We start from the raw sequence: 13,433 nt of genomic DNA on the forward strand, positions 1-13,433 counted from the left end.
ATAACAACGGCGATTGCCGGCGCGTGCCGGCCAGTCGCCAGGGAGTCCTAACCATGCAACCCCATGTAAACAGCTATTACGCCGCGACCCGCAACCACACCGGCGACTTCCCTGTGCTTGAAGAGTTGGTCGAGTGTGATGTCTGTGTCATCGGCGCCGGCTACACCGGCCTGTCGTCGGCGCTGTTCCTGGCGGAAGCCGGCTACAGCGTCACCGTGCTCGAAGCGGCCAAGGTCGGCTTTGGCGCCAGCGGGCGCAACGGCGGGCAACTGGTCAATTCCTACAGCCGTGACGTGGATGTCATCGAGCAGCGCTACGGCGAAAAGAGCGCCGAAATCCTCGGCAGCATGATGTTCGAAGGCGCCGAGATCATTCGCCAGCGCATCCAGCACTACGACATCCAGTGCGACTACCGCCCGGGCGGGATCTTCGCCGCGTTGAACAAAAAACAGCTCAAGGGCCTGGTCGAACAGAAAAGCAGTTGGGAGCGCTATGGCAACCGCAACCTGCAACTGCTCGACGCCAAAGACATGGCAAACGAAGTGGGCTGTGAAAATTACATCGGCGGCCTGCTGGACAAGCAGGGCGGCCACGTCCATCCGCTGAACCTCGCCCTGGGCGAAGCCAGCGCGATTATCGGCCTGGGCGGCAAGATCTTCGAACAATCGGCGGCCGAGGAAATCACCTACGGCGAACCCAACGTGGTACGCACGGCCAAGGGTGTGGTTCGCGCCAAGTACCTGCTGATCGCCGGCAACGCCTACCTGCCGCAGAATCTCGACCCTCGGGTGACGCGCAAAAGCATGCCCTGCGGCTCGCAGATCGTGGTCACCGAGCCGCTGTCGGAGGCAGTGGCACGCAGCCTGATTACCCACAATTACTGCGTCGAAGACTGCAACTACCTGCTCGACTATTATCGTCTGACCGCTGACAACCGTCTGTTGTACGGCGGCGGCGTGGTCTACGGCGCCCGCGAGCCGGACGACATCGAACAACTGATCCGGCCGAAGATCCTCAAGACCTTCCCGCAGTTGAAAAACGTCAAGATCGACTACCGCTGGACCGGCAACTTCCTGCTGACCATGTCGCGCATGCCGCAATTCGGCCGTATCGAAAAGAACGCCTACTACATGCAAGGGTATAGCGGCCACGGCGTCACCTGTTCGCACCTCGCGGGCAAGCTGATCAGCGAAGTGATCCGCGGTGACGCCGAACGCTTCGACGCCTTCGCCTCACTGCCGCACATGCCGATGTTCGGCGGCCGCACCTTCCAGGCCCCGCTGACGGCCATGGGCGCCGCCTACTACGCCCTGCGCGACCGACTCGGTATTTGACCGGTCAGCCACACGCGCGCCGCGAGCCCCCGGCCCACGCCGCCTTCGGCCGCGGCCGCGGGCTTGCTTTTTTTGCGCATGCAGGCATATTCAGCAGCGCTACAGCTCCACCCGCAAACGTGATTTAATAGCCGCCTTTCAGGTTTCCGGGTCGGGTAATCGGCGAATTTCGCAACATTGCCTGCCCGCGCTCGCCCCAGCTCCTGCAGTGCTATCGCAACCAATAAACATCACGACACTCACCCCTTATATAAGGCAGCTATGGACACGGGCACCCGACTCAAACTCGTTCGCGAAAGCTACAAACTCTCCCAGCGCGAGCTGGCCCGTCGTAGCGGCGTGACCAACGCCACCATTTCCCTGATCGAACAGAATCGCGTCAGTCCCTCTGTCAGTTCCCTGAAAAAGCTGCTGGAAAGCATCCCCATGTCCCTGGCGGACTTTTTCACCTTCGACCAGCCGCCACGCGAACACCAATACGTCTTTCGCGCCAACGAACAGCCCGACCTGGGTCGCGACGGCCTGCGCCTGCTGCTGGTGGGCGCGCCGATCCCCAGCCGCCAGATGCGCTTTCTGCGCGAGCAGTACGCACCCGGCGCCAGTTCCGGCGAAGAGCCGATCGTGCATGTCGAAGGCGAGGAGTGCGGCCTCGTCACCCGTGGCACCGTCGAACTCACTGTCGATGGCCAGGTCAGCGTATTGAACCCAGGGGATGGTTATTACTTCCCCACCACCTTGCCCCACAGGTTCCGCAATATCGGGCAGGATGAGGCGGAAATCATCAGCGCGAATACGCCGGCGAACTTCTAGGCCGGGGGTGGCATAACCCGGCGGAGCAAGACGCTGTTTAAAACACATCCCGTAGCGGCCTCCCTCGAAGGAAAACCCTCGTCTGCTTTTGGCACCGTGCTACCATCGACGCCATGACTTGCAGCAACATAATGTTGCAATGAACTTCAATAATCGGCCTTTCGCTGACTCATGACCTCCCCATTCGACTCGCAATCCGACTTGCCCATGATCCTGGTAGTGGACGATGAGCTGCGCTCGCGCGAATCGTTGCGCCGGGTACTCGATCAGGAATTCCAGGTGCTGCTGGCCGAGTCGGCCGGGCAAGCACGCGAACTGCTGGAACAGCATGTGGTCGCGGTGATCCTCTGCGACCAGCGCATGCCCCATGTCAGCGGTATCGAATTTCTCAAGGAAGTGCGCGAGCGCTGGCCGGGGGTGGTCCGCATCGTGCTGTCGGGCTACACCGATTCGGAAGACATCATCGCGGGCGTCAATCAGGCCGGTATCTATCAGTACCTGCTCAAGCCCTGGCTGCCTGAAAACCTGCTCAACACCGTGCGCAATGCGGTCGAGAGCCAATCGTTGCAAAACCATATGCAGCGACTGGACCTGGAACTGCGCGCCGGTACGCCAGCGCTGCGTCGCCGCAGCCGCGAAACCCTGGAGCGGGTACGCGATACCTTCGATTTCTCGCGCATCGTGCGCAGCCCCGGCGGCCCGCTGGATGCGGTCTGTGAGTTGGCCGCCCGGGTCGCCCGCTATGATTTGTCGGTGCTGCTGCTGGGCGAATCGGGCACGGGCAAAGAACTGCTGGCCCGCGCCATCCATTACGCCAGCCCGCGTGCGAGTAATGCCTTTGTCATGGAGAACTGCGCGGCGCTGCCTGATACCTTGCTGGAGTCCGAGCTGTTCGGGCACAAGCGCGGCGCCTTCACCGGCGCGCATCAGGATCACATCGGGCTGTTCCAGCGTGCCAATGGCGGCACCTTGCTACTCGACGAAATCGGCGACACCTCGCCGGCTTTTCAGGTCAAGTTGTTACGCGTCTTGCAAGAGGGCGAACTGCGCCCGGTCGGCGCCTCGAGCACGGTACGGGTCGATGTGCGGGTGATCGCGGCGACCCATCGCGACCTGGAGCAGGATGTCGCCACCGGACGTTTTCGCAGCGACCTTTATTACCGGCTGTCCACGGTCAGCCTGGGCTTGCCGCCGTTGCGCGAGCGCACCGCCGACCTGATGCCCATCGCCAAAAAGCTGCTCGACGATGCCCGCCTGGAGCTGGACCTGCCAAACCTGCACTTCGCCGACGACGCCCTGGCGAGCCTGATCGGTTACCCATGGCCCGGTAATATTCGCGAGTTGCGCAACGAAATCTACCGCGCCGCTGCGTTGTCGGAAGGCTCGCAAATCGGTGCTCATTCGTTTTCCTGGCGCGTCATGCAGGGCCAGGGACGCAACACCAACGACATACGCCTGTCGCCTCCCACGGGCACGTTGCAAGAACAACTGGACGCTATCGAAGCGACCATACTCAAGGAATCGCTGCTGCGTCACCGCTGGAACAAAACCCATGCGGCCCGTGAACTGGGCTTGTCGCGCGTGGGCCTGCGCCAGAAATTGCGCCGTCTTGGCCTGGAGGAAGCCCGATGAACACCCCATTCCGAGTGCTGTGGCTGCAATCGGGCGGTTGCGGTGGTTGCAACATGTCCTTGCTGTGCGCCGATACCCAGGATTTTTCCGCGATGTGGCGCAGTGCGGGGATTGAGTTGCTCTGGCATCCATCGCTGTCCCTTGAAAGCGGTGATCAGGTGCTGGATATCCTGGAGGACTGCCTGCAAGGTCGCACCCGGCTCGATGCCTTGTGCATCGAAGGCTCATTGCTGCGCGGCCCGCACGGCACCGGGCGCTTTCACATGCTGGCGGGCACCGATGCGCCGATGATCGACTGGGTGCGCAAACTCGCGGCGGTGGCCCAATACACCTTGGGCATCGGCACTTGTGCGGCCTACGGAGGCATCACCGCTGCGGGCAGCAACCCGACCGACGCCTGCGGCCTGCAATTTGACGGTGAGCATCGCGGCGGCCTGCTGGGTGCCGATTATCGGTCGTTGCGCGGCTTGCCGGTGATCAACGTGGCCGGTTGCCCGACGCACCCCGGCTGGGTGACCGACACCTTGATGGCGCTGGCCGCCGGGCTGTTCGCCGAGGCCGATCTGGACGTCATCGGGCGTCCGCGTTTCTACGCCGACCAACTGGTGCATCAGGGCTGCACGCGCAACGAGTTCTACGAATACAAAGCCAGTGCGGAAAAGCCCTCGGACCTGGGCTGCATGATGGAAAACCTCGGCTGCAAAGGCACCCAGGCCCACGGCGACTGCAATACCCGCCTGTGGAACGGCGAGGGCTCGTGTACCCGTGGCGGGTTTGCCTGCATCAACTGCACCGCCCCGGGCTTCGAAGAACCGGGGCACGCGTTTCAGCGCACGCCGAAGCTGGCGGGCATTCCCATCGGCCTGCCCATCGACATGCCCAAGGCCTGGTTCGTCGCCCTGTCGGCGCTGTCCAAGTCCGCCACCCCCAAGCGCGTCAAACAGAATGCGACGTCCGATCACCCGCTGATCGCGCCGTCGGTACGCACCCCCCGCCGTTAGGAGTTTGCATGTCACGTTTGGTGGTCGGCCCATTCAATCGGGTTGAAGGCGATCTGGAAGTACAACTGGACGTGGAAGATGGCCATGTGCGTTCGGCACGGGTCAACGCCACCATGTACCGTGGCTTCGAGCAAATCCTGCTGCAACACGCACCGCTCGATGCGCTGACCTACGCGCCACGCATCTGCGGAATCTGCTCGGTGTCGCAATCGATCGCCGCCGCCCGCGCCCTGGCCGGGCTGGCCGGCGTACAGCCGCCGGACAACGGCCTGCTGGCAATCAACCTGATGGCCGCCACCGAAAACCTCGCCGATCACTTGAGCCATTTCTACCTGTTTTTCATGCCGGATTTCGTGCGCCCGGTGTACGCCGAGCGCCCTTGGTATCCAGACGCGGTGGCGCGCTTTACCCCGCTTCAGGGCAGCCAGCAGCGCCTGGCCATTTCTGCGCGCAAACGCTGGCTGGATTTGATCGGTACACTGGGCGGCAAGTGGCCGCACACCGGCTCGATCCAACCGGGTGGCTCGACCCGCGCCATCGATGCCGCCGAGCGCCTGCGCCTGCTGACCCGCGTTCGCGAGTTCCGGCAGTTTCTGGAAGGCGAGCTGTTCGCCGCGCCGCTGGAGCGTATCAATGGTTTCACCAGCGAAAGCGAGCTCTGGGCATGGCACGCCGAAGCGCCGGGGCAGGGCGACTTCCGCCAATTTCTGCAAATCGCCCTGGACACCGGGCTTGAGCATCTGGGGCCGGGGCCGGGGCTGTATCTTTCCTACGGGGCGTATCCGCGAGCCGACGGCTCGATGGTGTTCCCGCGCGGCCTGTGGAATGGCGTCACCCAGTGTCTACAAGCGCTGGACCTGGACGATATCCGCGAAGACAGCGCGCATGCCTGGCTCGACGACGCTGGCGGCCCGCGCCACCCGGCCGATGGGCAAACCCAGCCGTTGATGGAAAAACCCGACGCGTATACCTGGAACAAAGCCCCGCGCCTGGCCGGCGCGGTGCTGGAAACCGGCGCCATTGCACGCCAGTTGATTGCCGGCCAAGCGCTGCTGCGCGATGCCGTGGCACGCTGTTCGGCAACGGTTTATACCCGCCTGCTCGCGCGTTTGCTGGAGTTGGCGCAGGTGGTGCCGCTGATGGAAAGCTGGTTGATCGCCCTGCGCCCCGGCGAGCCGTATTACCGCGCCGCAGCATTACCCGACAAAGGCCGCGCGGTCGGCCTGACCGAAGCGGCGCGTGGCGCACTGGGGCATTGGCTGGAGGTGGAGCACGGGAAAATCTCCCGCTACCAGATCATCGCCCCGACCACCTGGAACTTCTCGCCACGCGATGCCCAGGGCCAGCCCGGGGCATTGGAACAAGCCTTGCAGGGTGCTCCCGTGTTACCCGGCGAAAAAAGCCCGGTAGCGGTGCAACATATCGTTCGTTCTTTTGACCCGTGCATGGTTTGCACGGTGCATTGAAAAGGAAATCCCATGGAACGCCTGACCATTTCCCTGGACCGTGGCCTCGCTGAGGAACTGGACGCGCTGATTCGCGACCAGGGTTACCACAACCGTTCCGAGGCCATGCGCGACATTTTGCGGCGGCATATCGAACAGGCGCGCCTGGAGCAAGGCCAGGCGCCGCATTGCGTGGCCAACCTGAGCTTCGTTTACGATCACCATTCGCGCACCCTCACCGAACGGGTGATGGACCTGCAGCACGCGCATCATCACCTGACCATTGCCAGCCAGCATGTGCATCTGGATCACGACAACTGCCTGGAAAGCCTGATGCTCAAGGGCTCGTCCGATGAAGTGCGCGATTTCGCCCATCGCGTGTGCGCCGAACGCGGCGTGCGTCATGGCTCGCTGAACCTGATCCCGGTGGAGCAGGGCGCGAGCCACGAGCAAGTCCACAGCCACCTGCATCTGCACCCTAAAAGCTGACGACCATGGCCCGTAAACCGCCACCCGGCAGCCTCGACGAAGACGCCTGGATCGAAGTCATCGCGAGGATGGACGAGGTCTATTCCAAGCTGGTGCAAGATGAAATCGCCCTGGAAGAGAAGAACGTCGAACTGGAGCAGTCGCAGCAGTTCATCGCCGGGTTGCTGTCGTCGATGTCCGACGTGTTGCTGGCCTGCGACCCGCAAGGGCGCATCGAGGAGAGCAACAGCGCGCTGCGCACGCTGGTCGGCCGTGATGAACAGTCATTGTCCGGCAGCCCGGCCTATGTCTTGTTGGCCGACCCCCACAGTGAAACCCAGTTGCGCCAGACCCTCGCCAGCCTGCGCCATCCCAACGCCAGCGCCTCGCTGGAGGTCAACTTCAAGGATGTCAACGGCGCGCCGGTGCCCGTGGACGTCAGTTGCACCGTGCGCAGCACGGGCAACGGACGTTTTATCGGGCATGTGCTGGTGGGGCGACCGCTGGGCGAACTCCAGCACGCATATCGCCAACTGCACGAGGCTCACGAGGCGCTCAAGCGCACTCAACAGCAACTGTTGCACGCGGAAAAAATGGCCTCGCTGGGGCGCCTGGTGGCTGGTGTCGCCCACGAACTGAACAACCCCATCAGCTTCGTGCTGGCCAACGCGCATGTGCTCGACAGCTATGGCAAACGCCTGCAGCAGTACCTGCAAGCGGTCCACGGCGGCGAGTCGCACGCCAGTCTTCAAGCCTTGCGCCAACAGCTACGCATCGATCCGCTGCTGAGCGATTTGCCGTCGTTGATCGAGGGCAGCATGGAAGGCGCGCAACGCACCGCCGACATCGTCAGCGCCCTGAAGCGCTTCTCGGCGGTGGATCGTGAAGCGCTGGGCGAGGTCGACCTCAATGACGTCATCGAGCGCGCCATCCACTGGGTCTGCCGTGGCGTCGCGCCCGATCTGCAGGTGCATTGGCAGGCCGTTGACACACCGCCGGTGCGCGGCAATGCCGGGCAACTGCTACAAGTGCTGATGAACCTGATGCAGAACGCCTACGATGCCGCGCAAGCGGCCAACCAGGCCTTGCCGACAGTCTGGATCGAGGTGACCCAGGAGCCGGGCTGGGTCACCCTGCGTTTACGCGACAACGGTGCGGGCATCGCAGAGAAACACCTGAGCCAGGTGTTCGACCCGTTCTTCAGCACCAAGTCCGTGGGCAAAGGCACGGGCCTGGGCCTGTCGATCAGCTACGGCATCATCGAACGCTGTGGCGGTCGGATGGTGGCCGCCAATCACCCCGAGGGCGGTGCGCAGTTCACCGTGACGCTGCCCGAAGCCGGGCCCGCCTGAGCCGATAATCCGGCAGCGGCGCTGGAAGCTCATTGTCCAGTTATCGGCTCGGCTGGACAGTCACTGTCCAGCCGCCATGTTCTGCGAGCGCCCGACCACGCCTGAATGGTACTCGGCACGCAAACTGGCACAGGGTTTGTATGAGGTTTTTTCGTTTCTTCATACTTGAACCCATCTTTCTGGAGTTCGCATGCCCTTGCATCCTGTTTCACCGACTCGTGCGCCTTTGACGTTCAAACATCGCGTCCTGGCCATTTTCGCCGGCCTGGTCGCTGCCAACCTGCTGGCCTGGGCCTGGGCTTTCACGGCCTTCCATGACTATCCGCTGTTGCTCGGCACCGCCTTTCTGGCCTACAGCTTCGGCCTGCGCCATGCCGTGGATGCCGATCACATCGCCGCCATCGACAACGCCACCCGCAAGCTGATCCAGGAAGGCCGGCAGACCGCGAGTGTCGGCCTGTTTTTCTCGCTCGGGCACAGCACCGTGGTGATCCTGGCTTCGCTCGGCATCGCACTGACGGCCACGGCGTTCAAAAGCGAAATCGAAGCCTTTCACGGCCTCGGCGGGCTGATTGGCACCTCGGTGTCTGCCGCCTTCCTGTTGCTGGTGGCGTTGATCAACCTGCTCATCCTGCGCTCGGTGTACCAGGCGTTTGGCCGCGTGCGGCGCGGCGAACGGATCGGCGAGCAAGAAATGAACGCGATACTCACCGGCGGCGGCCCCATCGCCCGACTGTTGCGCCCGCTGTTCCGCCTGATCAGCCGTCCCTGGCACCTGTATCCGCTGGGCCTGCTGTTCGGTCTGGGGTTTGATACCGCCACGGAAATCGGCCTGCTGGGGATCGCTGCGGTGCAAGCCTCGCAGAGCCTGCCGATCTGGTCGATTCTGGTGTTCCCGGCGCTCTTCACGGCCGGCATGGCGCTGGTCGACACCGCCGACAGCGTGATGATGACCGGTGCTTACCACTGGGCACTGGTCAACCCGGCACGCAAGCTCTATTACAACCTGACCATCACGTCCATGTCGGTGTTGGTGGCATTGCTGGTGGGCGGGGTGGAAGTGCTCGGGCTGGTCGCGGCGCGCTGGGATCTGCACGGCGGTGTGTGGGATTTCATCACTGCGCTGACCGACAACTTCGGCATGATCGGCTACCTGATCGTCGGGATATTCATCCTGACCTGGGCCGTTTCCGTGTTGTTCTACCGCTTCAAGGGCTACGACCGCCTGGACGCGACGCCCGCCTGAGCCTTCTCTTCCTTTCAGCGCCTGGCGAGGTTCTCTCGCCAGCCACTTGCCAAGCCGGACATATGGTTTCCAGGCTGCATAAATAGTGGAAACAAACATTCCAGTTGAGGTTTGTTACAAGGTGTCTCAATGCGCTCGGTAAAAAAGTAAAAGTCCTTTAAAAACAGATAGATAAATTAATTAGTAAGCAATTTATCTACGCCGCGGCGAAATGGCACAGGTCTTGTACTTACCAGATAACTGAACGTCATGGGTTACCCGCATGTTTCCAGCAGCCGTCGCAATCATGCCCAGGCTGCAGCCTCAACACCCCATAGAACTGATGGCCTTTGTAGCCGACGGCATGGCGCCCGACTCACCTGGTCGGGCACAGATTTCCAACACACCGAGTGCAGCCCCCGTTGAAGTACCTTCTCGGGGAGGAGAAATAAAGTAATGGAAACGTTTTACGAGGTGATGCGCAGACAAGGCATCTCGCGCCGCAGCTTTCTCAAGTTTTGTTCCTTGACCGCAACGTCGCTGGGGCTGGGCCCGGCATTCATGCCCAAAATCGCCTGGGCCATGGAGAACAAGCCACGCACGCCAGTCCTCTGGCTGCACGGCCTGGAATGCACCTGTTGCTCGGAGTCATTCATCCGCTCCGCGCATCCGCTGGCCAAGGACGTGGTGCTGTCGATGATCTCCCTGGATTACGACGACACCTTGATGGCCGCCGCCGGGCATCAGGCCGAGGCGATCCTTGACGAGGTCATGACCAAGTACAAGGGCAACTACATCCTGGCCGTCGAAGGCAACCCGCCACTGAACCAGGACGGTATGAGTTGCATCATTGGCGGCAAGCCCTTCGTCGAGCAGTTGAAGCGCGTTTCACGCGATGCCAAGGCGATCATTTCCTGGGGCTCCTGCGCCAGTTGGGGCTGCGTACAGGCTGCCAAGCCGAACCCGACCCAGGCCGTGCCGATTCACAAGGTCATCACCGACAAACCGATCATCAAAGTGCCGGGCTGCCCGCCGATCGCCGAAGTCATGACCGGGGTGATCACCTACATGCTGACTTTCGACCGCATTCCTGAGCTGGACCGTCAGGGCCGGCCGAAAATGTTCTACAGCCAGCGCATTCACGACAAGTGCTACCGCCGTCCGAACTTCGACGCCGGTCAGTTCGTCGAGTCCTGGGACGACGACGCGGCGCGCAAGGGCTACTGCCTTTACAAAGTCGGCTGCAAAGGCCCGACCACCTATAACGCCTGCTCGACCGTGCGTTGGAATGGCGGCACCAGCTTCCCGATTCAGTCCGGCCACGGCTGCATCGGTTGTTCGGAGGAGGGGTTCTGGGACAAGGGCTCGTTCTATCAGCACTTGAGCGGCATCAACCAGTTTGGCGTTGAAGCGAACGCGGACGAAATCGGCCTGGTTGCCGGCGTCACCGTCGGCGCAGCGATCACTGCCCACGCTGCCGTCACCGCCCTCAAACGCGCCAGCAACGGCAAAGCGCCCACTACCTCGCCCGACGCCCCAGCGACAAGACAGGAATAAGCACCAATGAGCACCTATTCGACTCAGGGTTTCGACCTCAACAACACAGGCCGACGTATCGTTGTCGACCCTGTGACCCGTATCGAAGGCCACATGCGCGTCGAGGTCAACCTCGATGCCAACAACGTTATCCGCAACGCCGTTTCCACCGGCACCATGTGGCGCGGCCTCGAAGTCATCCTCAAGGGCCGCGACCCACGTGACGCCTGGGCATTCGTGGAGCGCATCTGCGGCGTCTGCACCGGTTGCCACGCGCTGGCCTCGGTGCGCTCGGTAGAGGACGCGCTGGGCATTCGCATCCCGCCGAACGCGCACTTGATTCGCGAGATGATGGCCAAGACCCTGCAAGTCCATGACCACGCCGTGCATTTCTACCACCTGCATGCACTGGACTGGGTGGACGTGGTGTCTGCGCTCAAGGCTGACCCCAAACGCACCTCGGAATTGCAGCAGACCGTTTCGCCGGCTCACCCGTTGTCTTCGCCGGGTTATTTCCGCGACGTGCAAAACCGTCTGAAGAAGTTCGTCGAAAGCGGTCAGCTCGGGCCGTTCATGAATGGTTACTGGGGCAACCCGGCTTACCAACTGCCGCCTGAAGCCAACCTGATGGCCGTGACCCATTACCTTGAAGCCCTCGACCTGCAGAAAGAGTGGGTGAAGATCCATACCATCTTCGGTGGCAAGAACCCGCACCCCAACTACCTGGTCGGCGGCGTGCCCTGCGCGATCAATATCGATGGCGACCTGGCCGCCGGTGCGCCGTTGAATATGGAACGCCTGAACTTCGTGCGGGCGCGCATCGACGAAGCGCTGACCTTCTGCCGCAACGTGTATGTGCCGGACGTGCTGGCCATTGGCACTATCTACAAGCAAAAAGGCTGGCTGCACGGCGGCGGTCTGTCGGCGACCAACGTGATGGATTACGGCACCTACGCCAAGGTCAATTACGACGACAGCACCAACCAATTGCCGGGCGGGGCGATCCTCAACGGCAACTGGGACGAAATCCTGCCTGTCGACGCGCGTGATCCCGAGCAAGTGCAAGAGTTCGTGACCCACTCCTGGTACAACTACCCGGACAACGACAAGGGCCTGCACCCGTGGGACGGCATCACCGAGCCGAACTACGAGCTGGGCGCCAAGACCAAGGGCACCCGCACCAACATCGAAGAAGTCGACGAAAGCGCCAAATATTCGTGGGTCAAATCGCCGCGCTGGCGCGGCCACGCCATGGAAGTCGGGCCGTTGGCGCGTTACATCCTGGGCTATGCCCATGCCCTCAAAGGCAACCCGCATTGCCAGCGGGTCAAGGAACAACTGGAAGGTTCGCTGCGAGCCGTCAACCTCGACTTGCCAAAAGCCCTGGGCCTGGCGGAAACCAACCTCAGCGCCAAGCAACTGTTGCCCAGCACGATCGGCCGAACGCTGACCCGCGCCCTGGAAGCCGAGTACTGCGCAGAAATGATGGTCGACGACTGGAACGAGTTGATGACCAACATCCGCAACGGCGACCGTGCCACCGCCAACGTCGAAAAATGGGACCCGTCCACCTGGCCTGCCGAGGCCAAGGGGGTCGGCATCGTTGCCGCGCCACGCGGCGCGCTCGGCCACTGGATTCGGATCAAGAACGGCAAGATCGAAAACTACCAGTGCGTCGTGCCCAGCACCTGGAACGGCAGCCCGCGTGACGCCAAGGGTCAGATCGGTGCTTTCGAGGCCGCGCTGATGAACACGCCGGTGGCCGTCCCCGATCAGCCCGTGGAAATCCTGCGCACGCTGCATTCCTTCGACCCTTGCATGGCCTGCGCCACCCACGTGATGAGCGAGGACGGCGCGGAGCTGAGCACAGTCAAGGTCAGTTGATCGATTGTTCAACGCTGCATTCGGCAGGCGCCACGGCGCCTGCCCATCCAAAGGTGACGCTATGACTCAACCTACTCAAAGCCCCCTCGACGCGTCGGAATACGTGTACGAGGCCCCCGTGCGCCTGTGGCACTGGATCAATGCCGCCTGCATTGTGGTGCTGGCCATCACCGGCTACCTGATCGGTTCGCCGCTGGCGACCCAACCGGGCGAAGCCAGCGACCATTTCGTGATGGGCTACATCCGCTTTGCGCATTTCAGCGCGGCGTACATTTTCACCATCGCCATGATCGGGCGCGCCTATTGGGCGCTGGTGGGCAATCATCACGCCCGCGAACTGTTCTCGGTGCCGCTGACCAGCAAGGTCTACTGGGCCGACATGCTCGCTTGGGTGCGCTACTACCTGTTCATCGGGCCGACGCCAAAACCGATGTTCGGCCACAACCCGCTGTCGCGTTTCGCGATGTTTTTCATCTTCTTGCTGTCCTCGCTGTTCATGATCCTGACCGGCTTCGCGCTGTATGGCGAAGGCGCGCAAATGGGCTCCTGGCAGGAACGCACCTTCGGTTGGGTACTGCCGCTGCTGGGGCAATCCAACAATGTGCATGTCCTGCATCACTTGGGCATGTGGGTGATTGTGCTATTCGTCATGTTCCACATCTATGCCGCCGTGCGCGAAGAAATCAACGGGCGCCTGAGCTTGGTCGGGGCAATGATTTCCGGCTACAAGACCTTTAAAAAATGAC

At 62.2% G+C, this 13,433-nt stretch carries 11 protein-coding genes; all 11 read left to right on the forward strand.

The annotated features are described in order from the left end of the window. Positions 1-53 precede the first annotated feature (53 nt). The 11 genes from C5F70_RS08760 to cybH all read left to right on the forward strand — a co-directional run bounded on the left by C5F70_RS08760 (position 54) and on the right by cybH (position 13,432). Complete coding sequence (locus tag C5F70_RS08760; protein ID WP_102617496.1) at positions 54-1,334, forward strand: FAD-binding oxidoreductase; 1,281 nt, start codon at positions 54-56, stop codon at positions 1,332-1,334. Positions 1,335-1,595: 261 nt separating this feature from the next. Beyond that, complete coding sequence (locus C5F70_RS08765; RefSeq protein WP_046486974.1) at positions 1,596-2,144, forward strand: cupin domain-containing protein; 549 nt, start codon at positions 1,596-1,598, stop codon at positions 2,142-2,144. Between the two features lie 207 nt (positions 2,145-2,351). After that, positions 2,352-3,776 carry a sigma-54 dependent transcriptional regulator gene (locus C5F70_RS08770; RefSeq protein ID WP_226926216.1) on the forward strand — a complete coding sequence of 475 codons (1,425 nt, stop codon included), beginning with the start codon at positions 2,352-2,354 and terminating at the stop codon, positions 3,774-3,776. Then, a complete protein-coding gene (locus tag C5F70_RS08775; RefSeq protein WP_046484070.1) occupies positions 3,773-4,777 on the forward strand; it encodes a HupU protein in 1,005 nt (334 codons plus the stop codon). Before C5F70_RS08770 ends, C5F70_RS08775 begins: the two co-directional genes overlap by 4 nt. 8 nt (positions 4,778-4,785) lie before the next feature. Continuing rightward, a complete protein-coding gene (locus tag C5F70_RS08780; protein ID WP_104903118.1) occupies positions 4,786-6,243 on the forward strand; it encodes a nickel-dependent hydrogenase large subunit in 1,458 nt (485 codons plus the stop codon). Between the two features lie 12 nt (positions 6,244-6,255). Continuing rightward, positions 6,256-6,711: a nickel-responsive transcriptional regulator NikR gene (nikR, locus tag C5F70_RS08785; RefSeq protein WP_017845587.1), complete on the forward strand. Its 456-nt coding sequence runs from the start codon at positions 6,256-6,258 to the stop codon at positions 6,709-6,711. A 5-nt stretch (positions 6,712-6,716) separates the two neighbouring features. Then, the gene (locus C5F70_RS08790) at positions 6,717-8,042 is read left to right on the forward strand and encodes an ATP-binding protein (RefSeq protein WP_017845588.1); all 1,326 of its coding nucleotides are present in this window, start codon (positions 6,717-6,719) and stop codon (positions 8,040-8,042) included. Positions 8,043-8,232: 190 nt separating this feature from the next. Next, positions 8,233-9,288, forward strand: coding sequence for a HoxN/HupN/NixA family nickel/cobalt transporter (locus C5F70_RS08795; RefSeq protein ID WP_017845589.1), 1,056 nt, complete (start codon positions 8,233-8,235; stop codon positions 9,286-9,288). Positions 9,289-9,723: 435 nt separating this feature from the next. After that, positions 9,724-10,824: a hydrogenase small subunit gene (locus C5F70_RS08800; protein ID WP_017845590.1), complete on the forward strand. Its 1,101-nt coding sequence runs from the start codon at positions 9,724-9,726 to the stop codon at positions 10,822-10,824. A gap of 6 nt (positions 10,825-10,830) precedes the next feature. Further along, positions 10,831-12,687: a nickel-dependent hydrogenase large subunit gene (locus C5F70_RS08805; protein WP_017845591.1), complete on the forward strand. Its 1,857-nt coding sequence runs from the start codon at positions 10,831-10,833 to the stop codon at positions 12,685-12,687. A gap of 61 nt (positions 12,688-12,748) precedes the next feature. Then, positions 12,749-13,432 carry a Ni/Fe-hydrogenase, b-type cytochrome subunit gene (cybH, locus tag C5F70_RS08810; RefSeq protein WP_017845592.1) on the forward strand — a complete coding sequence of 228 codons (684 nt, stop codon included), beginning with the start codon at positions 12,749-12,751 and terminating at the stop codon, positions 13,430-13,432. Position 13,433: the final 1 nt, after the last annotated feature.

Origin of the sequence: Pseudomonas sp. LH1G9, from assembly GCF_002949975.1 — a bacterium.
Lineage (GTDB): Bacteria > Pseudomonadota > Gammaproteobacteria > Pseudomonadales > Pseudomonadaceae > Aquipseudomonas > Aquipseudomonas veronii.

Coding starts and splice junctions, on each gene's coding strand:
- C5F70_RS08760 (WP_102617496.1), top strand. CDS start 54: ATGCAACCCCATGTAAACAGCTATTACGCCGCGACCCGCAACCACACC.
- C5F70_RS08765 (WP_046486974.1), top strand. CDS start 1,596: ATGGACACGGGCACCCGACTCAAACTCGTTCGCGAAAGCTACAAACTC.
- C5F70_RS08770 (WP_226926216.1), top strand. CDS start 2,352: ATGATCCTGGTAGTGGACGATGAGCTGCGCTCGCGCGAATCGTTGCGC.
- C5F70_RS08775 (WP_046484070.1), top strand. CDS start 3,773: ATGAACACCCCATTCCGAGTGCTGTGGCTGCAATCGGGCGGTTGCGGT.
- C5F70_RS08780 (WP_104903118.1), top strand. CDS start 4,786: ATGTCACGTTTGGTGGTCGGCCCATTCAATCGGGTTGAAGGCGATCTG.
- nikR (WP_017845587.1), top strand. CDS start 6,256: ATGGAACGCCTGACCATTTCCCTGGACCGTGGCCTCGCTGAGGAACTG.
- C5F70_RS08790 (WP_017845588.1), top strand. CDS start 6,717: ATGGCCCGTAAACCGCCACCCGGCAGCCTCGACGAAGACGCCTGGATC.
- C5F70_RS08795 (WP_017845589.1), top strand. CDS start 8,233: ATGCCCTTGCATCCTGTTTCACCGACTCGTGCGCCTTTGACGTTCAAA.
- C5F70_RS08800 (WP_017845590.1), top strand. CDS start 9,724: ATGGAAACGTTTTACGAGGTGATGCGCAGACAAGGCATCTCGCGCCGC.
- C5F70_RS08805 (WP_017845591.1), top strand. CDS start 10,831: ATGAGCACCTATTCGACTCAGGGTTTCGACCTCAACAACACAGGCCGA.
- cybH (WP_017845592.1), top strand. CDS start 12,749: ATGACTCAACCTACTCAAAGCCCCCTCGACGCGTCGGAATACGTGTAC.